Raw genomic sequence first — 23051 nt, 5'->3', positions numbered from 1 at the left:
TAACGATTTTTTGAGGTATATTAATACAAACTTAAAAGTTTAACAAACCTTTATCATTTTCTCTTATAAGTATAAAACTTTTGTTTTTGTTGTTAATCTCTGTGCGAACTATATTTTGTTGTTCACCATATAAATCAAATAAAACTTGATTGGTAATTTCAAAAGATGATATGCTCTTCACATTTTCAATCTCCAAATAACAGTACATAATATCAGCTTCATATTCCTTGCCAATAAAAACTACATCTGTATCCTTGCCATTTATTTTAATTTTGATTTTTTCTCCTAAATATTTTTCCACATAAAAATCAACTTCAGCTGACTCTCCATCTTTTGACAAGGTGATATCCGGATTGTAACGTTCGCGCAGCAGTTTTTCAAAATCATCAATAAATATCCTAGAAATTATTTGGACTGATGCTTTTTCTTTTACATACTCAATCTGTGTAACGCTCACATAATACTTATGAACAGCAGTAAACGCGAACAACGGAATAACCAGAACAATAAACAACTTCTTTAAAAAATTCATAAAACATAATTTTGTGTAAAAGTAATATTTATACTTATTCCAAAAAGCATTCCAAACAACTATTAATCTCTACTTTGAAATTTATTTCCTTTGTAAACTCTGATTTTCTGCAATAAATACTCAAGTATTAGAATATCGCTTTTGTTCTTACAGCGTTCCAAAAAATCTTCGGATTCTGACACAAAATAAAAGTATTCCATAATATAGTCTTCTTCCAAAGGTTCAAGTGTAAATAAATCATCTGACAAGCGTGCTTTTATGCTATACATTAAGGTTTCCTTCTCTTCAAGTAAAATACGCCTTTTCAGTTCCTTTGTCCTACCAGTTATGGCATTAATAATAGGATTTAATGGCACAATCCCACCTCCAGTTGTTGCTTCGTTTAACCTTCTTTCACTTTGAGTTTTGGGCTTACCTTGATAGCTTGGTATTCCAGCTTTTTTTGATGTCATTGGCTCTCCTTCAACATTTCCTACATCAGAAAGAATATCGCCTGTAAGCACTTTACCAACTACTACCTGATCTAAAGCATTAATTTGCTCTTCTAAATAAACGACTAAAGTTTTATCATCAAAAATCTCCTTATCAATTAAAATAGTAAGTAACTTATGCTGTACTGAACTAAAAATCAAGGTATCATTTATAGAAACTGAAATCCTGAATTCACCATAACTGTTGGTAGTGGTAAAACGTTGAGCTCTTTTATTAATTACATGAATATTTTCTACATCAGAGTCACTTTGAACTCTTCCTAATAATTCGATATTTTGAGTATAACTATAAAAGCATACAAACAAAAACAATCCAATAAATAGAAGGTTATTCTTTCCCATTATTAGACTTTAGAAACTGCTTACTTTGCGTATTTAAATATTCTATAAGCTTCATTTCGTTTCCATCTTGAAGAAGGTTCTGATCAAAATCCTTTGAATTAACGTAAGCTATAAATTCAGTAACGCGGTCATTAGGAATATTAAAATTACCACTGATGAATGCCTGTGAGTATTTTGCTGCCAGTACATCAGTATATTTAGAATCCATTTCTTTGTGTGTGGGTGTCTTATCTTTTCGCTTGAACAACTTGTTAAGCCCAAATATGCGAGCAAAGTCAACGCCATTATAGTATTTACCCTCACTAGTAATAATATTACGAACTTCAGAATATTGGTCTTCTCCAAATTCCATATCACTCAAATCACCAAAATGCATTTCAATATATCTTTGAGAATCTGCGTTATCAATATCAACATGTATTTCTCCTGTTAAAAGCGATGGCAACAGAATTACTTCACTTAACCTATTAAGTTCTTCAACCAAAAATAAGCGAAGAATTCTTGAATCCACAACATCTTGCGTTACACTAACTTCAACCGAAACATATTGTAATGCTGAAACCTCAACAACATCGTTTAACGCTACTTCTAATTTAAAATCACCATTTTCATCAGCTACTGTGCCTTTATTAGCGGATGCATTATAAATTGTTACGCCTTCAACATCATTTTTGGCTATAATTTTGCCATTAACCTCAACCCGTTCTACTTCTTGAGCAAATGAAACAGTTGAGAGTGAAAAGAATAAAACGGTAAAAAAGAGTTTGTTTTTCAAGGTGATTAGTTTGTTAGGTTAAAGTAAAGACATCAATTCTTAATAATGTTCCAAAAGCAACATAAACTTTTGTTAAAACCAATGATTACTTAAATTTACGAAAAAGTTTATTCATGAAAAAATTAATTATTGCCAGCACCTCGACTATTCATGGTTCTGGATATTTGGAATATATTTTAGAACATTTAGCCTGTTTTTTTAAAGACTGTAAAACCATTACATTTATACCTTATGCCAGACCAAGCGGAATTTCACATAATGATTATACTGAAAAGGCTAGACAAGTATTTCAAAAAATCAATAAATCAGTCATAGGATTGCATGAATATGATTCACCTGCTGAAGCCATTAAGAAAGCTGAAGCTATTTTTACTGGAGGTGGCAACACGTTTGTTTTACTCAATCAACTCTACAAAAATAATTTAATTGATCCTTTGAGAAACGTCATTGAAAATGGCACACCTTATTTAGGCACAAGTGCTGGGAGTAATATTTGCGGACTGACTATAAACACTACTAATGATATGCCCATTGTTTATCCACCAAGCTTCAAGGCTTTATCAGTTGTTCCTTTTAACATAAATCCTCATTATTTAGATCCCAATCCAAATAACAAACATATGGGTGAAACTCGTGAAACACGAATTAAAGAGTTTCACAATTTTAATACGCAGCCTGTGATTGGCTTAAGAGAAGGGAATTGGATTGAGGTGAATGGTAACGAGGTTATACTAAAAGGGAAAGAGCTTACTCGTGTTTTTGAATATGGTAAAGCACCTTATGAACTAGAACCTGAAACCAGTATAAGTAAATTAAAGTAAAACAATGAAACAACTTGAGTTAAGCTTAAAGACTATTTCGGGGCAAGAAACTTATCCTGTAAGACATCCTGTTTTACGTGAAGGGAGACCTCTTTCTGAATGTGAGTTTGAAGGTGATGAAGATGCAACTACTATACATTTAGGTTTATACTCTAAAGAAAAATTGATTGGAGTTGCAACCTTTTTAAAAAAATCTAATCCATGTTTTTCAGAAAAGGTGCAATATCAATTACGTGGCATGGCTATATTACAAAGATTCCAAAATAAGGGTCATGGTAAAATCATTTTAGATGAAGCCGAAAAACTACTATCAAACAAATGTCATCGTATATGGTTTAATGCTAGAAAGATTGCTGTCAACTTCTACGAAAAAAATGGCTATAAGAAAACAGGTGAACCTTTTGAAATCGCAAATGTTGGCGTACATTACGTTATGACCAAAAAAATTATTTAAATGTTGCATGAAACTTTTGTAAATTGAAGTTTTAAATTGAATCCTATGAGAAGTAGAAATTTTAAAATCAGAATATTTCTAGGAATTGCTATAGTTGCTTTTGCTTATTTAAGAAAATGTAGTCAACAAGAAGAAAACCCTTATACTGGAAGAACCCAAACCATAACATTATCTCCTGAACAGGAAATAGCTATTGGCCTACAAAGTGCACCACAAATGGCACAACAGCATGGTGGTTTGCATCCCAATAACAATTATCAAGCTTTTGTGGATCAAGTTGGCAACAAGCTGGTAAATAATAGTGTCGCCCAACAAACACCCTATAAATATGATTTTCATTTATTAGCTGATGATAAAACTATTAACGCTTTTGCTCTACCTGGTGGACAGGTTTTTATAACCTATGCCTTATTTTCTAAATTGGAAAATGAAGACCAGCTAGCAGGAGTGCTTGGACATGAAATAGGACATGTTTTAGGTAAGCATTCCAACGAGAGAATTAGCGAAGCTAATTTTTGGAAAACAGTAACCATGGGAGCTTCTGTAGGTGCCGATATGGGCGAGTTTGTAAATGGAATTGGTCAAACTACTCTACTCTCAAATGGCAGAGATGATGAATTAGAAAGTGATGATTTAGGAGTAAAGTTTATGATTAAAGCCGGTTATAACCCTGAAGAAATGATAGGGGTTATGGAAATTTTAAAACAGGCGGCTGGTCCTAACCGTGTTCCTGAATTTCAAAGCACACACCCTGACCCTGAAAACCGAATTGAGAAAATTCAAAAGTCTATTGAAAAATATAAAAACCAATAAAAAAAGTGCTGCAAATGCAGCACTTTTCCTTACTAACCAACCATAAAAAAGTAATTCACATTACTTCTTTTTCTTCAATTCTGCTTTGATAACGGATTGCGCATCTGCTGCGTTAGACATTTCAGCATATTCAGCAGCTGTATGTCCTTTATCACATTTTGATTTTAAATTTGCACCGTTGGCAATTAACACCTCTAAAATTTCTGCACGGTTGAATTTAGCCGCATACATTGCTGGCGTTAATCCGTTCCATTTTTTGTTAACATCAGCACCTAAATCAATTAGTTTCTGAACAGTTTCGGTGTCACCTTTCACAATTGACATGTGAAAAGGACTAGTCTCAACAATAGCGATACTATTTTGAGCTGTTTCTAAATTTGTTTCTGCATGAATGGCTGTTGCTGAAAAGCATAATGCCATTGCTGATAATACGATTGTTTTTTTCATGATGAATGATTTTTGATTAATGAAATAATTTTTTGATATACTAAAGAGACGATATAAAATTGAAACTGTTACACATAAAAATTATAAATAACATTTATTTAACTATATGAGTGCAAATCTGTTAATTTCATATTAAATCAATCAACTTCACACAATATTTTATCACATCCCTATTTATTCATAGTTTTTAACTGTCAATCTTTAATAAAAAATTAGAAACCTATATCTTTGGTTTTTAAAGCCAAAAACATGAATAAAAAAGTCATTTTGATGATTTTAGATGGTTGGGGGAAATCCCCTGACCCTAAAGTATCTGCCATTGAAAATGCCAAAACACCATTTATTGATTCGCTTTATGAAATGTATCCCAATGCTAGTTTAAGAACAGATGGCTTGCATGTGGGCTTACCTGAAGGCCAAATGGGAAATAGCGAAGTTGGGCACATGAATTTGGGAGCTGGTCGCATAGTCTATCAAGATCTGGTAAAGATAAATTTAGCAGTAGAAAACAAAACACTTCAAAATGAAACTGTTCTTATTGATGCCTTTAAATATGCTAAAAGCAATAACAAGCCTATTCATTTTCTCGGTTTGGTTAGTGATGGTGGTGTTCATTCGCATATTAATCATCTTCTAGGATTAATAGACGCAGCCAATGAATATGGTGTGAAAGAATCATTTATTCATGCATTCACTGATGGGCGTGATGTAGATCCTAAATCCGGATATGGTTTTATTACAGAGCTACTTGAACACATTAAAGACAGGCCCACAGAATTAGCAACAATTACTGGTAGGTATTATGCTATGGACAGAGATAACAGATGGGAACGAATTAAATTAGCCTATAATGCAATGGTCAATGGTAATGGTGATAGAACGACAAATCCATTAAAAGCGATTCAAAGTAGTTATGATGAACATATTACAGATGAATTCCTAAAACCTATTATTTGTACAAAAGACAATTCCCTTCCCACTGCAATCATAAAAGATGGTGATGTAGTTATCTTTTTCAATTTTAGGACTGATCGCGGTAGAGAACTCACTGAGGCACTATCACAAAAAGATTTTCATGAGCAAAACATGCATAAGCTAAATCTATATTACGTAACGATGACTAATTATGATGAGTCCTATAAAAACGTTAATGTCGTTTTCAAAAAAGACAACTTACAAGATACTTTAGGTGAGGTTTTAGCTAAACATCATAAAAAACAGATTCGTATTGCCGAAACAGAAAAATATCCACACGTTACGTTTTTCTTTTCAGGTGGACGGGAATTACCTTTTGAGGGCGAAACACGTATTTTGAGAAATTCACCAAAAGTTGCAACTTACGATCTAAAACCAGAGATGAGTGCCTATGAATTAAAGGATGCTTTAGTTCCCGAGCTTGAAAAAGGCGATGTTGATTTTGTTTGTTTGAATTTCGCAAATGGCGACATGGTTGGACATACAGGTGTCATGGATGCTGCCATAAAAGCTTGCGAAGCTGTTGATAGCTGTGTGGAAGACGTCATAAGCACTGCCCTGAAAAACAATTACACAACGCTTTTAATAGCTGATCACGGTAATTGTGAAACCATGATCAATCCAGATGGCTCACCAAACACAGCTCACACAACCAATCCTGTACCCATAATTTTAATTGATAAAGAATTAAAACACATAAAGGATGGAATTTTAGGAGACATAGCTCCAACAATTTTGAAACTGATGGGCATTGAGAAACCATCGAGTATGACACAAGAAAGTTTGGTTTAATATTTCTTTGTAATTTGCATTGAATCTTGAAAATATGAATTTTAACAACAAACTGATTATAGCAGTAGATTTTGATGGAACTATTGTTGAGGATGCTTATCCTAAAATTGGTAAGCCTATGCTTTTTGCTTTTGAAACGCTTGAGCGTTTGCAAAAAGATGGGCACCGTTTAATTTTATGGACTTACCGAAGCGGTTTGAGACTTGACGAAGCTGTTACTTTTTGTAAAGAAAATGGCATCGAATTTTATGCGGTCAATAGAAGTTTTCCTGAAGAACAGTTTGACTATAGCAAGAGTCGTAAAATTCATGCAGACTTATTTATTGACGACAGAAATATAGGAGGTTTTATTGGTTGGGGTGAAGTTTATCAAATGCTTACTAACCCGAAATACCAACCTTTGAAAATCCCTAAAAAGAAAGGATTGTTTTCATTCTTTAAATAATCTCTTATCCTTTAGTTAATTCGAAATAAGATTTATCAACAACTTCCTGATGATCGGGATGCGCAATGTTGACTAAAGCTTTAACACGCTCCTTTATAGTTTTACCATATAAATTGGCAATTCCATACTCCGTAACAACATAATGCACATGTGATCTTGTAGTAACAACGCCAGCTCCAGGTTTTAGTGTGGCTACAATTCTACTAATTCCCTTTTTTGTAGTTGATGGCAGTGCAATAATAGCCTTACCGCCTTCACTCAACGAAGCACCTCTTATAAAGTCCATTTGACCACCAACACCAGAATACATATTAGCTCCTATGGAGTCTGCGCATACCTGACCCGTTACGTCTACTTCTATAGCCGAATTTATTGCGACCATTCTAGGGTTTTGCTTTATAATAGACACATCATTTGTATAATTAGATGCTCGCATCTCTATAAACGGGTTGTCATCAACATAATCGTACAATCGTTTAGAACCCATTAAAAAAGTTGTTAGCGCTCGTCCACGATTTATTTCCTTATAATTTCCGTTAATAACATCACTCAAAATCAGGTCTATCACACCATCAGAGAACATTTCGGTATGTAATCCCATATCTTTGTGATTGGTCAACTTTGATAAGACTGCATTAGGGATGTTACCAATTCCCATTTGCAAAGTACTTCTGTCTTCTATCAATCCTGCAACGTGGGCACCTATTTTATTTTCAATTTCAGAAGGTTCGCCCATATTGTGAACAGGTAGTGGTTCATCACACTCTACAAAGGCATTAATTTCTGACACATGAATGATACCTGCACCATGAGTTCTAGGCATTTGCTTATTAACTTGAGCAATAACATAATCGGCATTATCAATTGCAGCCAAAGTAGCCTCTACAGATACACCTAATGAGCAATAACCATGATGATCTGGAATAGAAACATGTATTAAGGCTACTTGTAAATCTATAATATTGCGTTTAAATAATAACGGCAACTCACTTAAAAATACAGGTGTGTATGAACCATTTCCTGCTTTTAATGTATGCCTCACATTTCTACCAATAAAAAATGAGTTTACATGAAAACTATCACGTAATTCAGGATTAGCATAAGGTGCATCGCCTTCCGTATGAAGTTGGCAAATTTCAACATTACGCAATTCTTCATGTCGAGCCGTTAGAGCTCGTATTAAAACTTGAGGAGCCGCAGCAGCTGCCTGCAAATAGACTTTATCATTTGATTTAATAATTTTCACAGCTTCTTCAGCACTAACAGATTGATACATGATATTTTTTTTTTAGGTTACAAAGGTCACAAAAAAGAAAGAACCAAAAGCTGTCAAAAGTCATGTTTTTGGTTCTTTAAATACCTTGTTAATTTTGAGTATCTTTGCCCATATTTTTTTTATCATGATTATTGTAAAAACTAGAGAAGAGATTGAATTGATGCGCACAAGTGCTTTGGTGGTATCTAAAACATTGGGCATGCTTGCTAAAGAAGTGAAACCTGGCATTTCAACATTACAGCTAGATAAAATGGCCGAAGAATATATAAGAGAGCAAGATGCCATTCCAGGTTTTTTGGGATTATATAATTTTCCTAACACACTCTGCATGAGTCCTAACTCGCAAGTGGTTCATGGTTTTCCTACCAATGAACCATTAAAGGAAGGTGATATTATTTCAATAGATTGTGGTGCTATAAAAAATGGTTTTTATGGTGATCATGCCTACACGTTTTCAGTAGGTGAAATTGATCCTGAAACACAAAAATTATTGGATGTCACCAAAGAATCATTATACGTGGGTATTCGCGAATTTAAACTAGGTAATCGTGTGGGTGATGTTGGCTTTGCTATTCAAAAGTATTGCGAAGCTCATGGCTATGGAGTGGTTCGTGAGTTGGTTGGTCATGGTATTGGACGCAAAATGCATGAAGACCCTGAAATGCCTAATTATGGTAAACGTGGTCGTGGTAAAAAGTTCATTGAAGGTATGGTGGTTGCTATTGAACCCATGATAAATATGGGAACCCATCGCATAAAACAACATAGAGATGGTTGGACTATCACAACTTTAGACAATAAACCATCTGCACATTTTGAACATGATGTAGCTATTGTTGACGGAAAACCGGAACTACTTTCTACTTTTGCCTATATCTATGAGGCTTTAGGGATTGAAAGTGATGAGGAGAATGAATTCCGTCAGAACGCATTAGTGCTTTAATTCTAAATGAAAAAGCTTTTTAAAACCATTTTAAATACCATTCCAAGACCCATTTTAATTCGATTGAGTTATGTGGTACGACCTGTTTTGGCTTTTTTTTTAAAAGGAAATACTTATACTGACCCTATTGACGGTAAAAGTTTTAAAACCTTTTTGCCATATGGTTATGGTAATCAACGTAATAATGTGCTTTCGCCTTCCACATTAAGTTTAGAACGTCATAGATTGTTATGGTTATATCTTAAAAACGAAACAAACTTCTTTACAAAGAATCTGAAGGTGCTTCACTTTGCACCTGAACAGGCTTTTTATAAACGCTTTAGAAATCTCAAGAATTTAGATTATACAACAACAGACCTTAATTCACCATTAGCCGATGTAAAAGCCGATATTTGTAATCTTCCTTTTAATGATAAGAGTTTTGATGTGATTTTATGCAACCATGTTTTAGAGCATATTCCAGATGACACCAAAGCGATGCAAGAATTGTTCAGAGTTATGAAGCCTGATGGTTGGGGCATTTTCCAAATTCCACAAGATTTAAATCGCGAAAAAACATTTGAAGATAATAGCATCACCGACAAAAAGGAACGTGCTAAAATATTTGGACAATATGACCATGTGCGTATTTATGGTCGTGATTATTTTGACAAACTTCGTAGCATTGGTTTTCAGGTAGATGAAATAGATTATACAAACAATTTACCTACTGAAGACATTGACCGCTATTGTTTAGCCAAAGGTGAAATTATTCCGTTTGTTAGAAAGTAAAAAAGCTGAACTAAACTTTCGTCTAGCCCAGCTTTTCACCTTTTGATTAATAGCATCATAAATTATGACACCATTATTTTAAAAAGTCACTTTTTAGGATTCTGGAAATCCATTTAGGGCAAGCGTTTCCAGCTCACCTTCTTCATTTTCAAAAATTAAAAATGCTTTTAATTCAGGATGTGTTTTTAAAAAGTCTTTTACAGCATTAACTCCCATGGATTTGAAAGCAGTTGCATAAGCATCTGCAATCATACAATTTTCGGCTAAAACAGATATACTTAATAGATTCGTCTTACTTGGGTAACCCGTTTTAGTATCAATAATATGTGAATAACGATTGCCGTTTTCGTCAACTTTAAATTTCCTGTATGTTCCAGATGTTGCCATTGCTTCATCTGTGATGCTTATGGTTTTTAAAATAGATTGCGATCCGTCAAAAAGTGGCATCTCCACACCTACTTTCCATGGTTTTTGCTTTTCAGCATTTTTACCACCTGCATGAATCTCGCCTCCTATTTCAACCAAATAATTATGTATCCCTTTTTCTTCTAAAAAGTTGGCAATAACACCTACGCCATAACCTTTTGCAATGGCATTAAAGTCTAAAAAGGTAATTGCTGGTTTTATTACACGATTATTTTCTAGACGAACTTTATTGAGACCAACACCGAGCATTAAACTATCAATTTTTAAACTATCTATATTATTTATTTTCCCTTCTGGACCGAAATCCCAAGCGTTAACTACTGCGCCAATAGTTGGATCGAAAACACCTTGCGTTTGATTGTAAATATCTTTAGAAGCTTGAAATACAGTAATAAAATGTTCATCAACTATAACCATTTCATTTCTATTGAGTTTAGAAATATCTGAACTCGGAATATATGTAGATAAGGACTGGTTAACAACCTGAAATAAACTGTCAAACTGTTTGGTGTAATCACTATCTGAATCATAAATTATAGAGTACGATGTGCCAAAAACAGCTCCAGATAGTTTCGTGTTTTTAAACTGTTGCCTAGTGTCCTGCTTACAAGATAGTAAGAGCAACATGACAATGGTAGCAAATCCGGAGACTTCAAGCCTAAAACTTTTCATTTTTTAAATAATTATTCAAACAACAAAACTACTACAAAAGTTTAAGAAAAGTGAGGGTTAAAATTGTTAATAAAATGTTGACAACAACCTATGATTCCTAATATCGAGAAGCTTTTTTTACTAATTTTATCTATTAATCAACCAATATGCCAAAGAACAGAACATATATGAGGATTATTTATTCTTTTTTATTGGCTTTTATTTTTTGTTTCCAGTTTGGGAATGCACAACTACCAACTAAAAACCATCAGGTAAAGAAGGGAGAAACCGTTTATCAATTATCAAGAGTATATAACGTTTCTCCTCAAGAAATTCTTAAGTTAAATCCCAATGCTAAAGATGTTATATACGTTGGCGATGTTTTGATCATTCCTTCCAATAGTGATAACAGCAGAAACAATAACCAAGATAGCGCAGTTATACAAACCCAAACAATTACACATCATGTTTTAAGGGGTGAAACCAAATATGGTCTATCAAAAAAATATGGTGTTACCATAGCCAATTTGGAGCAGCAAAATCCACATATTAAAAATGGTTTACAAGCAGGCCATTATTTATCTATACGCACATCAGAATCCTATTCACAACAAGCACAAGCGAATAAAAATATAATTTACCGCTCTCATTTTGTTCAAAAAGGGGAAACCCTATATGGCCTTTCTAAAAAATATGCTGTGACCATTCAAGCAATTCAGTCTGCTAATCCACAAATGGGGATTTTAAAATATGGCACAACCATTTCCATTCCTTCAAACGATAATTTGACTGAATATAGTGAAGAAACCTATCCAAATAAAGCAGAAACCGAAGACGTAATTGATGTTGCTAAAATAACAAATGAAGTTACAGATGAAGCTCGAACAGAAGATAAAGGCACGCCATTTGAGGATGAGCCTGAAGTGAATAATAATACTAATCAATTTGAAAATTATACCATAAGACCTAAAGAAACACTTTACGGTTTATCTAAAAAAGCGAATATGAGTACTACGGATTTTTTGAAACTAAATCCACAATTAGAAAAATCAGTGCAAGTAGGCACTGTTATTAAAATGCCTAAACTTGATAATGACCCTCCAACCGCTATTTCAGAAACTAATGTTGACAAACAAGAATACATAAGTCTGATTGAAACTATTGACAAAACATCATATAAAGAAGTCCTTTTCATAATGCCTTTTAATGATGATGAATTCAATGAACACAAAAACACATCAGCAGGTTTCAAGAACACGTCTGATGATATCGTTAAGCGTAATTTAGAATTTTATAGTGGTGCAAAAATGGCTATGGACTCTTTGAGAAAATTAGGTTTACTAATCAAATCTGATATTATCAAAATCGATACAGAAACAAGTATTACACCATCAAATATAAAATTAAAGAATAGCTCTTTGGATAACTACCAAGTCATTATTTCACCATCTTATTCAAATAACATCGATTGGATAGCCTCACAAGCTAAAAACAATGACATCCCAATTGTAAGTGCTTATAATTCATCAAATAATAAAAACCTTTCTAATATTATTGAAGCCTATCCAGCACTCGAACAGCAACAATTGAAAATGCTAGACTATCTTAAAAGTCAAAATGGAAACATCATCATGATTAGTGATTATGAAAGAGAAAATACTAGGCAATTTGTTGTAAACAATAATCCGGAAATTTCAATTATTGAAACAAAAAGAAATGGTAACTTTTCAACTAGAGAACTCACGTCTCTTTTAGACAGTTCAGTGAAGAATTTTGTCATTATTGATAGCGATCGTAATGGCGTGTTTTTAAATACTACCAACACATTATTGAGAGAGTTGTCCAGCTTTAATATTCAATTAGCTGTTTTAGATTCTGAATTAATTCCAAATGAAGATGATATTTCATCCAAGAGGTTTAAAATTTTAAAATTGCTTTACCCTAGTATCAGTTGTATTTCCGAAGACAGGAAAATAACCCAATTCAATGAAAGCTACTATTCAGCTTATGGAATTGCACCAACTAAACATGTGCTATATGGTTTTGATATAACTTTTGACACGCTTTTAAGAATAGCTCAAAAAAGCGGATATAATAATAATTTAGATAGTATTATAACAACCTATTTATGTTTAAAATTTGATTATACCAAGGATGCTTCTGGCAGATACGTCAATAATATTATTTCAATTACAGAATTTAACAACGATAACATTACAATACAAACTGATTAAACATTATTGAGAACATTACTCTTTATGACAGCAAAAAATAAAGACTTTTATATATACCTATCAACATTCTTTATGCTGATAGTTCTAATTATTCCAGCTAATATTGCGGCGCAATGTCCAACTATCTCTAATACTAATCAATCATTTTGTGATTTAGACGACCCTACAATTGCAGATTTGATTGCAACCGATAGTGGAAATGGTATTCAGTGGTATGATACACCAAGTTCAACAACGCCAATTTCTAGTACAATTGGGCTACTTGACGGAGAAGATTACTATGCCGATGACAATTCTGGAAGTTGTGGTGTGAGAGAACGCGTTGATGTTACTATTTATGGAGCACCTTTTGGGTTAAATTTTCAGGGAGTATGTGTTGATGACCCAAATGATGCTACCATTGCTGATTTAACAGCTATTGGAAATAATGTTCAATGGTATAATGTTGCTTCGGGTGGAATACCGCTTTTGTCTTCCACGGTTTTAAACGACAACACTATTTATTATGCTGATCAGGAAAACCCTGATACAGGCTGCAGAACCTCTAGACTATCCGTTTTAGTCGTTATAGGCGTCGTTCCTGTCCCAACCGGAAACCCAGTTCAAATTTTTTGTTCAGAAACACCACCAACGGTTGGCGATTTAACAGCAACAAATGCAGATAGCTGGTATGCCACAAACACTTCAGTAATCCCTTTAGATCCTTCAACGTTGCTCATTGATGGAGAAAACTACTTTGCCACCTCGGTTGATCCGCCTTGTGAGAGTAATGATAGATTTGAGGTAACAGTGATTATTGATGACCCAGCAGACCCTGGAACTAGCGGGTCACTAGATATTTGCGAATCGGAAATTTCAACTATCATTTCAATTGATTTATTTGACGAACTGTCAGGAACACCAGATACAAATGGCTCATGGAGCGGTCCATTACCAACTACAAATGGTAGTACTGGAACTTTAGATATAACCTCTATGACTGTGTCAGGTAGTCCCTATACGTTTACTTACACTATTGATCCTGGAAATAGTTGTTCACCAACAAGTTCAACAGTTACCATAACTATCTCACCTGAACCTAATGCTGGTACAAGTGGCTCTATTGATATCTGTAATAATGATGCTACTCAAGATCTTTTTGATGTCCTTGGTGGTTCGCCTGATACAGGTGGAACTTGGAGTCCTGCCTTAGATTCTGGAACTGGCCTTTTTGATCCTAATGTGGATGCACCTGGAACTTATACTTATACCGTAACCGGAACAGCTCCTTGTCCAGATGCTTCGGCTACTGTAACTGTAGCAGTAGTTCCTGAACCTAATGCTGGTACAAGTGGCTCTATTGATATCTGTAACAATGATGCTACTCAAGATCTTTTTGATGTCCTTGGTGGTTCGCCTGATACAGGTGGAACTTGGAGTCCTACCCTAGCTTCTGGAACTGGCCTTTTTGATCCTAATGTGGATGCACCTGGAACTTATACTTATACCGTAACCGGAACAGCTCCTTGTCCGGATGCTTCGGCTACTGTAACTGTAGCAGTAGTTCCTGAACCTAATGCTGGTAATGATGTTTCAGTTGTAATATGTTCAGAGGATGGTATCCAAAATTTATTCGATTTTATAACTGGTAATCCAGACACTGGAGGTATCTGGAGTCCTCCTCTAGCCTCTGGCACAGGTTTTTTTGATCCCAATCTAGATACGCCAGGTGTTTACAGCTATTCTGTGGGTCCAAATCAATGTAATCAACGTGACTTATCTGAAATTACTGTTACAATTGAAACCAACCCAGATGTAACTGGACTTGAGCTCCAAGTAGGTAATATATGTTTGGGACTTCCTAATTTAGTTGAAATAATTGGAGCAACTTCATTGCCAGATGGAGACTATACAATTGTTTATAGTTTAACCAATGCTAATAATTTTCAGAATTCAGTAACTGTTACTTTCACAGGTGGTAATTCAGATTTTAGTATTCCTGATAGTTTTTTGACCAATATTGGTACCACAACTATAGCTATCATTTCACTAATCCCAATGAATTCCATGTGTAGTGCCGATGTAACATTAATTACATCCGCAGATTTCATAGTGTTTGACAATGTAACTCCTGAAATTATTGAAGAAGGAAACATTTTTTGCGAACAAGACGAACCAACAATTTCTGATTTAACAGCAAGTATAGTTGGTAATGCTCCCATTACATGGTATGATGACCCAAATGGAGGTACCATTTATTCAGATACTACATTATTAGAAGATGGAGAAACATATTATGCTTCTACACTTACTGCCGAAGGCTGTGAAAGCATTCCAAGATTAGAGGTTACAGTTCAGCTTGATGATTGCCCTAATGATATTATTATTCCAGATGGTTTTTCTCCAAATGGAGATAATATTAACGATGATTTTAATATCGTAAACTTAAGAGACTTATATCCAAATTTTACTTTAGAAGTCTATAATCGCTATGGGAATATTTTATACAAAGGAAATATTGACACTCCAAACTGGAATGGGAATTCTGAAAAAGGTATAACATTAGGCAATTCTGAATTACCAGTGGGTGTTTATTTCTATATTCTAAAGTTTAACGATGGAAACAGAAAACCAATACAAGGCAGGGTTTATTTAAGCCGATAGCTTAAGAAAATATGAAAACAAAATACTTTATAAAATATACTACATTACTTATCTTTTTTTGGGGTACACAATCTTATTCTCAACAAGATTCTCAATACACGCAGTACATGTATAACATGAGTGTTATAAACCCAGGTTATGCAACAGACAATCCTGATTTGATAAATCTAGGAGTTCTTTATAGAGCCCAGTGGGTTGGTTCTGTTGGAGGTCCTACTACAGGAACTTTTTTTGCTCACGGCGTTTTAGGAAAACGAATGGAAGGCGGGATTTCTATAGTACATGACCAAATTGGTGATGTTGTTAAGGAAACTAATGTTTTTGCTGATTTTGCCTATGCCATCCCTATAAATGAAAATTCAAAATTATCATTCGGTGTAAAAGCTGGTGCGACCTTTTTTAGCACCAATTTTAATGGATTTGTTTATTCAGATCCATTACCTGATCAAGCTTTTGCAAATAACTTAAATAAAACATTTCCAAATATAGGCGTAGGTGCTTTCTATTTCGCTGAAAACTATTATGTTGGATTTTCGGTTCCAAATTTATTAAAATCTGAACATTTAGATAATAACAATGGTGTAGTTACTTCTGGAACAGAAGAGATGCATTTTTTTCTAACAGGTGGCTACGTCTTTGATTTAAATTCTAATCTAAAATTAAAACCTGCCTTTATGACAAAAGCTGTTTCAGGAGCACCTATCTCATTAGATTTAACAACAAATGTTCTAATTAATAATAAATTAGAGTTTGGTGTAGGCTACAGGTTTGATGATTCTGTAAGTGCTTTAGCAAATTTTAGAATTATTGAGCCATTACGTATTGGATACGCTTATGATTACACGCTATCAAATTTAGGAAGATTCAATTCAGGTTCACATGAAATCATCATATTATTTGATATTGGAAAACTAGGTAACGGTTATGATAAATCACCAAGATTCTTTTAGACTTATGAAAAGAGGTATCATCATTATTATTCTTTTATGTATAGCCCAATCTCATTTTGGTCAAGCAAAAAAACTCAAACAAGCCAATAGACTTTTTGAAAATAAGGCCTTTGTAGAAGCCGCTTCTCTATACCAAGAATTAGAACCAAACCAAGAAGTTTTAAGCAATTTAGGCGACTCTTATTATTATAATTTTCAATTAAAAGAAGCCAAAGTAGCTTATAACGAATTATTTAACTCCTACAAAGACAGCCTTAACAAGGAAATTTATTTTAGATATGCCCATACTCTAAAAGGCTTAAATCAATATGAAGAGGCAGACAAAATTTTGTCGGAATATCTGAATTATGAGGTTAATACCAAAGCGTTTATTGAAAAGCTTTCCCGAACCGTCCCTTATGATTATACCATTAAATCTGTTAATTCAGGATCATCAGCTGGTGATTTTGGTGTTTCATATTTAGGAAATGAGGTTGTTTTTGCATCTTTGAGAAACTCTAAAAGTCCAAGCTATAAATGGAATGAGAAACCTTACCTAGATTTATATAAAGCCTCTGTATCAAATGATATAAGTTTTGACAATGTTATTCCTTTTTCAGAAGAAATAAATACTGACACCCATGAAAGCAATGCTACATTTACAACCGATGGAAAGACCATGTATTTCTCAAGAACACATAATAAGCAAGTTAAAATTGGTGAATCAAAATATGCTGTAGTCAAAATTTATCGTGCCGAATTAGTTGATGATATTTGGACTAATATTGAAGTCTTACCGTTTACAGATGACTCCTACTCTACGCAACACCCTTTTCTCGATGAAAAAAACAATAGGCTTTACTTTGCGAGCGATATGCCTGGCTCTTTTGGCTCATTTGACATCTTTTATGTAGACGTTAATGGTGATTCCTATGGAGAACCAGTAAATTTAGGTGAAACAATAAACACAAAGCATAGAGAGCAATTCCCATTCGTTTCAAAAGACAATGTATTATATTTTGCTTCTAATGGACATCAAGGCCTTGGTGGCTTGGATATCTATATGACTCATTTAAAAGAAGAAGGTCACTCTACACCCATGAATTTAGGAAGCACCATAAATTCAGGTATGGACGATTTTAGTTTTGTTCTTAAAGGCTCATTTGAAAAAGGGTATTTCTCTTCAAACAGAGATGGAATTGATAAAATTTACGCCTTTCAGCGTGAGGAAAACAAAAGAACTTATTTAGTTGAAGGTGAGGTTAGAGATAAAAACACCAAAGCCATTTTGCCTGGAACTAAAATCACGCTCTTGAATGAAGATGGTAGTATAGCAGGTGAAACTTATGTTGGTGAAGATGGAAAGTATGTTTTTGAAACTGAACCCAATAAAAAATATAAGATTGAAGGATACCGAGATTTTTACATCCCTACCACAGAAGCATTTAACACTTCTGATGAAGGGAAAATTGAACTTAATATTGAATTGGAAATTGAATCATATGACGATGCTGAAGAAATTGTAGTCACAAAAGTTGATGGTTATATTTACATTGAACTGGAAAATATCTATTTTGATTTAGACAAATGGGATATTAAACCGCAAGCAGCCAAAACTTTAGATGTTCTAGTTGACTTACTAAAAAAATACCCGCGAATGGAAATTCAATTAGGCGCTCATACAGATTCAAGAAGCAGCGAAGCTTATAACTTAAAACTTTCAAACAATAGAGCTCGTGCTACTCTAGAATATTTAGTTTCAAATGGTATTGATTCCAAAAGGCTACTATCAAAAGGATTTGGTGAAAGTCAACCGTTAGTAAACTGTAGTGATAATTGCACAGAAGATGAGCATGCCATCAACAGACGTTGTGAGTTTATTATATTAAAATAATTTGCTCTAGTTCAGATGTGTTTCAATAACCTGAATACCATTGTATTCAATTAAGTAATTTTCATTTAAATAAATTGGTAAATCCTCACCTTGTGGATTACCCAATCCAACTCCTGCGTAAAGCACTTTAGCATCTTTTTCACGAGCATGCTTTTTAAAAGTCTCCATCCAAATCACATCATAATTGTTTGGATTTTCAGGTAACAAAACAGCTCTTACTAAAACAAAAAAATACTGATTGTTTTTATCAATACAAACAAATTGCGGATGCTTTTTCAGTTTACTGTTTATTGCAACAAACTCAAACCCGCGCTTTTCTAACTCTTTTCCTACGTGATTCATAGCTAGATTATGTAATTCTTGTTCTGTAAGTGCTTTCTTCATACTGCAAAAATAATATTAAATAAATTGACTACAACAGAATTAAAAATTGTTTAACTTTAAAAGCACCAACCAAAACTACTTAGTGAACTTTCTTTGCTTAATTAAAAAAGTACATGAAACGTTTTATCAGACCCTACAGTTTCCTGTTATACCTTTTGGCAAGTATTACATTCTTTTTCTTGGGAATGTTTTATGCTGGTATTACAGATGCAGCAAAAGGTCAAGGATTAGCAGGTGGTGCCATTGTATTTGGATATGGTGTAATAAGTGCATTTTTCGCCTTACTAATATCTATTTTTCTAGTTTATAAAGCTTCTCGAAAGACTATTTTAACCGTCAATAAAGTTTTAGGGCTTATTACTGCAGGATTTCTATTGTACTTTACTTGGAGATACTATACCCAAATAGAAGCTTGATAACTGGTACATTTTAGGTCATAATCAAATTTTAATATAAGCAACCAAAATAAATAATTACAAATGAATTCAAAAACCAACAAATTAAGTAAAATTGAATTACAAATTTACATTTTACTATGCTGTGCCAATGCAGATTCTATGGAAACTGAAGAAGAATTAAATTTAATTAAGTCTAAAGTTGACAAAGTTACCTTTGAGCGTATTTACACGGAATTTAAAAATGATGATGAGGATGAACGTATCGAAAAAATTGATGACAATATTCATCTTCACGAATTCACAAACATGGAATTGGCTCAACTTCGGAGAGAAATATATGAAATCTTCTTCAGCGATTGTGACTTTAAAATGATGGAACGCAATCTAGACAGAATATTGGACAACATTCTGTATTAATAATATGCTGAATGATTAAATTCTTTCGTAAAATTCGCCAAAACCTTATCATGAATAGCCAAACAAACAAATATTTTAAATACGCTATTGGTGAAATAATACTCGTTGTAATTGGTATTCTGATTGCACTGCAGATTAATAATTGGAACCAGAACCGAATAAATAACAGCAAATTAAGAGACTATATAACCGAGATTATTAAAGATTTAAAAAATGATACCACAACCATACATATCGAACTAGATTTTACAAAAAAACGCATACAAACCACTAAATCATTCTTGGCATTAAAAGACTACAGCACATTAACTATAGATAGTTTAGAAAAAAATTTAGAAACGTTTTACTCTAAAGTACCATTTAATAGTTCCGCATTTAAAAAATTAGAGAGTTCTGGGATTACAAATTATGGTGAGTACGAATCTTTGATTGAAGATTTAAAAATCTACTATAATTATATCATTCCAGATTTTATTGAATCATCAGAAACTCATAATCGCGCTGTGGATCAAGAGGATAATTATTGGAGGTACAATCAGAATTCTTATGAATTTACTTACAATAATGAATTGGAGTCTAGGCAAAAAAAAGAAGACTCTAAAAAAAATCTAATTATTCTATTACAATCTCCAACAGCACGAAACATTTTAAAAATAGATTATCGTAGAAATGAGCGAGCAATTGAAGCGCTAAACATATTAAATGATCGCCTAATTAAATTAATTGAAACTACAGAAACAACACTCAATGATTAAATTCTTTAGGCATATTCGCAAATCCCTTCTTATGGAAAACAAAACATCTAAATACTTTAAATACGCTATAGGCGAAGTTGTACTTGTGGTTATTGGTATTTTAATTGCCCTTCAAATAAACAATTGGAACCAACATAAAAAAGAACTGGAAAAAGAACAACAAATACTTTTGAGTTTAAAGGAAGAATTTCAGCAAAACATAAATGAACTTGAATTTGACCATAACATAAACTTGAGTTGCATTAATGCTATTGTGACACTCTTAAATTTTGATACCAGTCAAGATTTTGAAACAAAAACTATTGATAGCCTGATTGGACAAATATTCAATTTTGCAACTTTTGATGCTAGACTTGGCGTAATGAATGATGTTATTTCATCTGGGAATCTACAATTAATTAGAGACTCAAAGCTACGCTATGCTTTAAATCAATGGACCGGAGAACTAGGCGATTATGCAGAGGATGTAATTATACGCAGAGAATATTGGATTAACAATGTTCCCTCAATAATTAACAAATACATTCCAATTAGAAATGCAGATGCATCAATGGATCGAGAAGATTATAAACGAGATATATTAATTAAACCGATACAGGTACCAAAATCAAATTATATTGAATTTCTAAACAAAATGGAAGTAGACAATATGTTTTTTGATTATTATATGAATCAATCTTTTGTAACTATAAATGAAGATCAAATAATGAACTATTTAGAAAACACGTTAACACTTATAGACGCCAATATTGAATGATTAAAATTTTCAGAAAAATACGCTATAATCTTATGAGTGAAAATAAAACTCGGAAGTATATTAAATATGCCATTGGTGAAATCATACTAGTCGTGATCGGTATTTTGATTGCTTTACAAATTAATAATTGGAATCAAAAACAACGCAATAAAGAGCTTACCATTGATTATCTCGAAGATTTTAAAAAAGATCTTATAAACGATACTATAATTTTTAACAGAGCCTTAAAACGTGCTAATAATACAATCCAAAAAGACAAAGCTATTATTGCAGCTAATGATTTTAATTCAATCACAAAAGATTCATTATATGACATATTAAGAATTCATCATTCGATGCGCATCTATCAAATAAATAATTCAACATACACAAAACTATTAAATACCGGTTTTACCGAAGCCAAAGAATATAGAGAGCTATTTAATACCATTAGTTTATACTACACTATAGAATATAAAATTTATGGTGAGTATATTGAATGGGACAAGGAACAAACTATTGATATGAATGACAGTGAGTTTCTGGAATATGACAATATTGACCTTTCAGTATTAAACAAAAGCATTGAAAACACACAATTACCAAATTTAGATGATAATACAAGAAATGAGATAGTGAATTTTATAACATCTAATAAATTCAGAAATAGACTATATGCAGATTATACGCGAAAAGAACGCGTAGTAAACCGCATAATAATTCAAAAAGAATTAGCAACTGGTCTGCTAAAATTAATTGATGCTAAACTAAAAAGCTAACATAAAACAAGAACTAATTATGGGAATATTCTGGGATTTATTACAACAAGACGAATTAGAAAAACAACAAGAACAAGCTGATAGTGTTGAAGAACGTGTCAAGTTATTAGAAGAAGAATTGGCATGTACTAAAGCCTTACTTAAAAAAACATTAATAGCCTTAGAAACACATTTGGTGCAAGATATTGATGGTGATGGTAAAGCAGGATAACAAGTAATTTAAATAAATGGAAACTAAAACCATAATCTATCTAGTTGCCGCTGCGCTAATTTTACGGGTAATAATTAAAGTAATATTTAAGTTCACTAAAGAAGCTCGTTCAAGTAGCGAATCTGATAATGATGTAATTTCCTGATTATTTTGTACCTTTTTATTGAAAAAGATAACAAGTATTAATCATGAAAACATCGTTGCGCTTTAATAATGCCGTTCAAAAATTGTACAATGCCTTTCATAACCACACGCTTCATCCCGAAGATTGTAAACAATGTGCTGTTGGTAATATTTTAAACAATCAAGATTTTTGGAAGCATCTGTCAGATGATCATGGATCATTAACTTTAAATTATGTTGGATTGGTCAATCAAAAATTAGGGAAACGGTTTAACGGCTTTACACCGTTAGAACTCTTGCAACTAGAAAGAACGTTTTTAAAAGGCTGTGGTTATCAATTACCCTTACATCATAAAAATCATAAGCCAAAGAATCCAACACATCCTGATACGCTTTTTAATGGCTTACAGGCTGTTGTCAGTTACATGTGCAAGCTTGACAATATTCCTGACATCATGGATTGTTCAAGCCTATTCAAATTTAAATCGGAGAAAACCTCTATGAGGTCATTGCAAACAATAGAATAGCATATTTTAAATGAAGTAAATAAAAAAACCCAACACTTTCATGTTGGGCTTTTTTTTATATTGAATT

General features: G+C 33.2%; 25 protein-coding genes. 18 read left to right on the top strand and 7 right to left on the bottom strand.

Annotated features, from left to right (window positions below):
• Nucleotides 1–31: 31 nt before the first annotated feature.
• The 3 genes from C1S72_RS10835 to C1S72_RS10825 form a co-directional block, all read right to left on the bottom strand.
• Nucleotides 32–532 carry a DUF6702 family protein gene (locus C1S72_RS10835; protein ID WP_104735607.1) on the bottom strand — a complete coding sequence of 167 codons (501 nt, stop codon included), beginning with the start codon at nt 530–532 and terminating at the stop codon, nt 32–34.
• 62 nt (nt 533–594) lie between these two features.
• Nucleotides 595–1365 carry a peptidase associated/transthyretin-like domain-containing protein gene (locus C1S72_RS10830; RefSeq protein WP_104735606.1) on the bottom strand — a complete coding sequence of 257 codons (771 nt, stop codon included), beginning with the start codon at nt 1363–1365 and terminating at the stop codon, nt 595–597.
• The gene (locus tag C1S72_RS10825; RefSeq protein WP_162919968.1) at nt 1352–2140 is read right to left on the bottom strand and encodes a carboxypeptidase-like regulatory domain-containing protein; all 789 of its coding nucleotides are present in this window, start codon (nt 2138–2140) and stop codon (nt 1352–1354) included. The genes C1S72_RS10830 and C1S72_RS10825 overlap by 14 nt, the downstream gene beginning before the upstream one ends.
• A 113-nt stretch (nt 2141–2253) precedes the next feature.
• On the opposite strand from C1S72_RS10825, the gene pepE reads away from it, so the two are divergent.
• The 3 genes from pepE to C1S72_RS10810 are packed head-to-tail and all read left to right on the top strand — an operon-like array spanning nt 2254 to nt 4228.
• Complete coding sequence (gene pepE / locus C1S72_RS10820) at nt 2254–2961, top strand: dipeptidase PepE (protein ID WP_104735604.1); 708 nt, start codon at nt 2254–2256, stop codon at nt 2959–2961.
• Nucleotides 2962–2965: 4 nt separating this feature from the next.
• A complete protein-coding gene (locus C1S72_RS10815; RefSeq protein WP_104735603.1) occupies nt 2966–3415 on the top strand; it encodes a GNAT family N-acetyltransferase in 450 nt (149 codons plus the stop codon).
• A 45-nt stretch (nt 3416–3460) separates the two neighbouring features.
• Nucleotides 3461–4228: a M48 family metalloprotease gene (locus tag C1S72_RS10810; RefSeq protein ID WP_104735602.1), complete on the top strand. Its 768-nt coding sequence runs from the start codon at nt 3461–3463 to the stop codon at nt 4226–4228.
• 60 nt (nt 4229–4288) lie between these two features.
• Here C1S72_RS10810 and C1S72_RS10805 read toward each other — a convergent pair whose 3' ends face one another.
• Nucleotides 4289–4675 (bottom strand): ankyrin repeat domain-containing protein, encoded by a 387-nt coding sequence (locus tag C1S72_RS10805; protein WP_104735601.1) that lies wholly within the window; start codon nt 4673–4675, stop codon nt 4289–4291.
• Nucleotides 4676–4924: 249 nt separating this feature from the next.
• Here C1S72_RS10805 and gpmI point away from each other — a divergent pair, with 249 nt between their 5' ends.
• Both gpmI and C1S72_RS10795 read left to right on the top strand, forming a co-directional pair.
• Nucleotides 4925–6442 (top strand): 2,3-bisphosphoglycerate-independent phosphoglycerate mutase, encoded by a 1518-nt coding sequence (gpmI, locus tag C1S72_RS10800; RefSeq protein WP_104735600.1) that lies wholly within the window; start codon nt 4925–4927, stop codon nt 6440–6442.
• A 34-nt stretch (nt 6443–6476) separates the two neighbouring features.
• Complete coding sequence (locus tag C1S72_RS10795) at nt 6477–6887, top strand: BT0820 family HAD-type phosphatase (RefSeq protein ID WP_104735599.1); 411 nt, start codon at nt 6477–6479, stop codon at nt 6885–6887.
• A gap of 4 nt (nt 6888–6891) precedes the next feature.
• On the opposite strand, the gene C1S72_RS10790 is transcribed toward C1S72_RS10795, so the two are convergent.
• Nucleotides 6892–8163, bottom strand: coding sequence for an acetyl-CoA hydrolase/transferase family protein (locus C1S72_RS10790; protein WP_104735598.1), 1272 nt, complete (start codon nt 8161–8163; stop codon nt 6892–6894).
• 124 nt (nt 8164–8287) lie between these two features.
• Between C1S72_RS10790 and map the strand changes: the two genes are divergently transcribed.
• Complete coding sequence (gene map, locus C1S72_RS10785; protein WP_104735597.1) at nt 8288–9106, top strand: type I methionyl aminopeptidase; 819 nt, start codon at nt 8288–8290, stop codon at nt 9104–9106.
• Between the two features lie 6 nt (nt 9107–9112).
• Nucleotides 9113–9877 (top strand): class I SAM-dependent methyltransferase, encoded by a 765-nt coding sequence (locus C1S72_RS10780; RefSeq protein WP_104735596.1) that lies wholly within the window; start codon nt 9113–9115, stop codon nt 9875–9877.
• Between the two features lie 93 nt (nt 9878–9970).
• Here the strand turns inward: C1S72_RS10780 and C1S72_RS10775 are convergent, their stop codons facing one another.
• The gene (locus C1S72_RS10775) at nt 9971–10975 is read right to left on the bottom strand and encodes an FAD:protein FMN transferase (RefSeq protein WP_230401619.1); all 1005 of its coding nucleotides are present in this window, start codon (nt 10973–10975) and stop codon (nt 9971–9973) included.
• 146 nt (nt 10976–11121) lie between these two features.
• Here C1S72_RS10775 and C1S72_RS10770 point away from each other — a divergent pair, with 146 nt between their 5' ends.
• The 4 genes from C1S72_RS10770 to C1S72_RS10755 are packed head-to-tail and all read left to right on the top strand — an operon-like array spanning nt 11122 to nt 18654.
• The gene (locus C1S72_RS10770) at nt 11122–13188 is read left to right on the top strand and encodes a LysM peptidoglycan-binding domain-containing protein (RefSeq protein ID WP_104735595.1); all 2067 of its coding nucleotides are present in this window, start codon (nt 11122–11124) and stop codon (nt 13186–13188) included.
• 24 nt (nt 13189–13212) lie between these two features.
• The gene (locus C1S72_RS10765) at nt 13213–15831 is read left to right on the top strand and encodes a gliding motility-associated C-terminal domain-containing protein (RefSeq protein ID WP_104735594.1); all 2619 of its coding nucleotides are present in this window, start codon (nt 13213–13215) and stop codon (nt 15829–15831) included.
• A gap of 11 nt (nt 15832–15842) precedes the next feature.
• Entirely contained in the window at nt 15843–16781 is a 939-nt protein-coding gene (locus C1S72_RS10760) for a PorP/SprF family type IX secretion system membrane protein (RefSeq protein ID WP_104735593.1), read from the top strand.
• Entirely contained in the window at nt 16756–18654 is a 1899-nt protein-coding gene (locus C1S72_RS10755; RefSeq protein WP_230401618.1) for an OmpA family protein, read from the top strand. Before C1S72_RS10760 ends, C1S72_RS10755 begins: the two co-directional genes overlap by 26 nt.
• A 6-nt stretch (nt 18655–18660) precedes the next feature.
• On the opposite strand, the gene C1S72_RS10750 is transcribed toward C1S72_RS10755, so the two are convergent.
• Complete coding sequence (locus tag C1S72_RS10750; RefSeq protein WP_104735592.1) at nt 18661–19038, bottom strand: Na(+)-translocating NADH-quinone reductase subunit F; 378 nt, start codon at nt 19036–19038, stop codon at nt 18661–18663.
• Nucleotides 19039–19151: 113 nt separating this feature from the next.
• Between C1S72_RS10750 and C1S72_RS10745 the strand changes: the two genes are divergently transcribed.
• The 7 genes from C1S72_RS10745 to C1S72_RS10715 all read left to right on the top strand — a co-directional run bounded on the left by C1S72_RS10745 (nt 19152) and on the right by C1S72_RS10715 (nt 22984).
• Nucleotides 19152–19454, top strand: coding sequence for a hypothetical protein (locus tag C1S72_RS10745; protein ID WP_162919966.1), 303 nt, complete (start codon nt 19152–19154; stop codon nt 19452–19454).
• Nucleotides 19455–19517: 63 nt separating this feature from the next.
• A complete protein-coding gene (locus C1S72_RS10740) occupies nt 19518–19853 on the top strand; it encodes a hypothetical protein (RefSeq protein ID WP_104735590.1) in 336 nt (111 codons plus the stop codon).
• 50 nt (nt 19854–19903) lie between these two features.
• Entirely contained in the window at nt 19904–20608 is a 705-nt protein-coding gene (locus C1S72_RS10735; RefSeq protein WP_162919885.1) for a DUF6090 family protein, read from the top strand.
• Nucleotides 20601–21365, top strand: a complete 765-nt coding sequence (locus C1S72_RS10730; RefSeq protein WP_104735588.1) for a DUF6090 family protein — start codon at nt 20601–20603, stop codon at nt 21363–21365. Before C1S72_RS10735 ends, C1S72_RS10730 begins: the two co-directional genes overlap by 8 nt.
• Nucleotides 21366–21397: 32 nt before the next feature.
• The gene (locus tag C1S72_RS10725; protein WP_162919884.1) at nt 21398–22123 is read left to right on the top strand and encodes a DUF6090 family protein; all 726 of its coding nucleotides are present in this window, start codon (nt 21398–21400) and stop codon (nt 22121–22123) included.
• Between the two features lie 19 nt (nt 22124–22142).
• Nucleotides 22143–22334 (top strand): hypothetical protein, encoded by a 192-nt coding sequence (locus C1S72_RS10720; RefSeq protein WP_104735586.1) that lies wholly within the window; start codon nt 22143–22145, stop codon nt 22332–22334.
• Nucleotides 22335–22522: 188 nt separating this feature from the next.
• Complete coding sequence (locus tag C1S72_RS10715; RefSeq protein ID WP_104735585.1) at nt 22523–22984, top strand: Na(+)-translocating NADH-quinone reductase subunit F; 462 nt, start codon at nt 22523–22525, stop codon at nt 22982–22984.
• The last annotated feature ends 67 nt before the right edge of the window (nt 22985–23051 follow it).

The organism is Hanstruepera ponticola, assembly GCF_002940745.1.
GTDB lineage: Bacteria > Bacteroidota > Bacteroidia > Flavobacteriales > Flavobacteriaceae > Hanstruepera > Hanstruepera ponticola.
The sequence above is the reverse complement of the archived record's forward strand: the minus strand, read 5'-3'. Positions and strand labels throughout refer to the sequence as shown.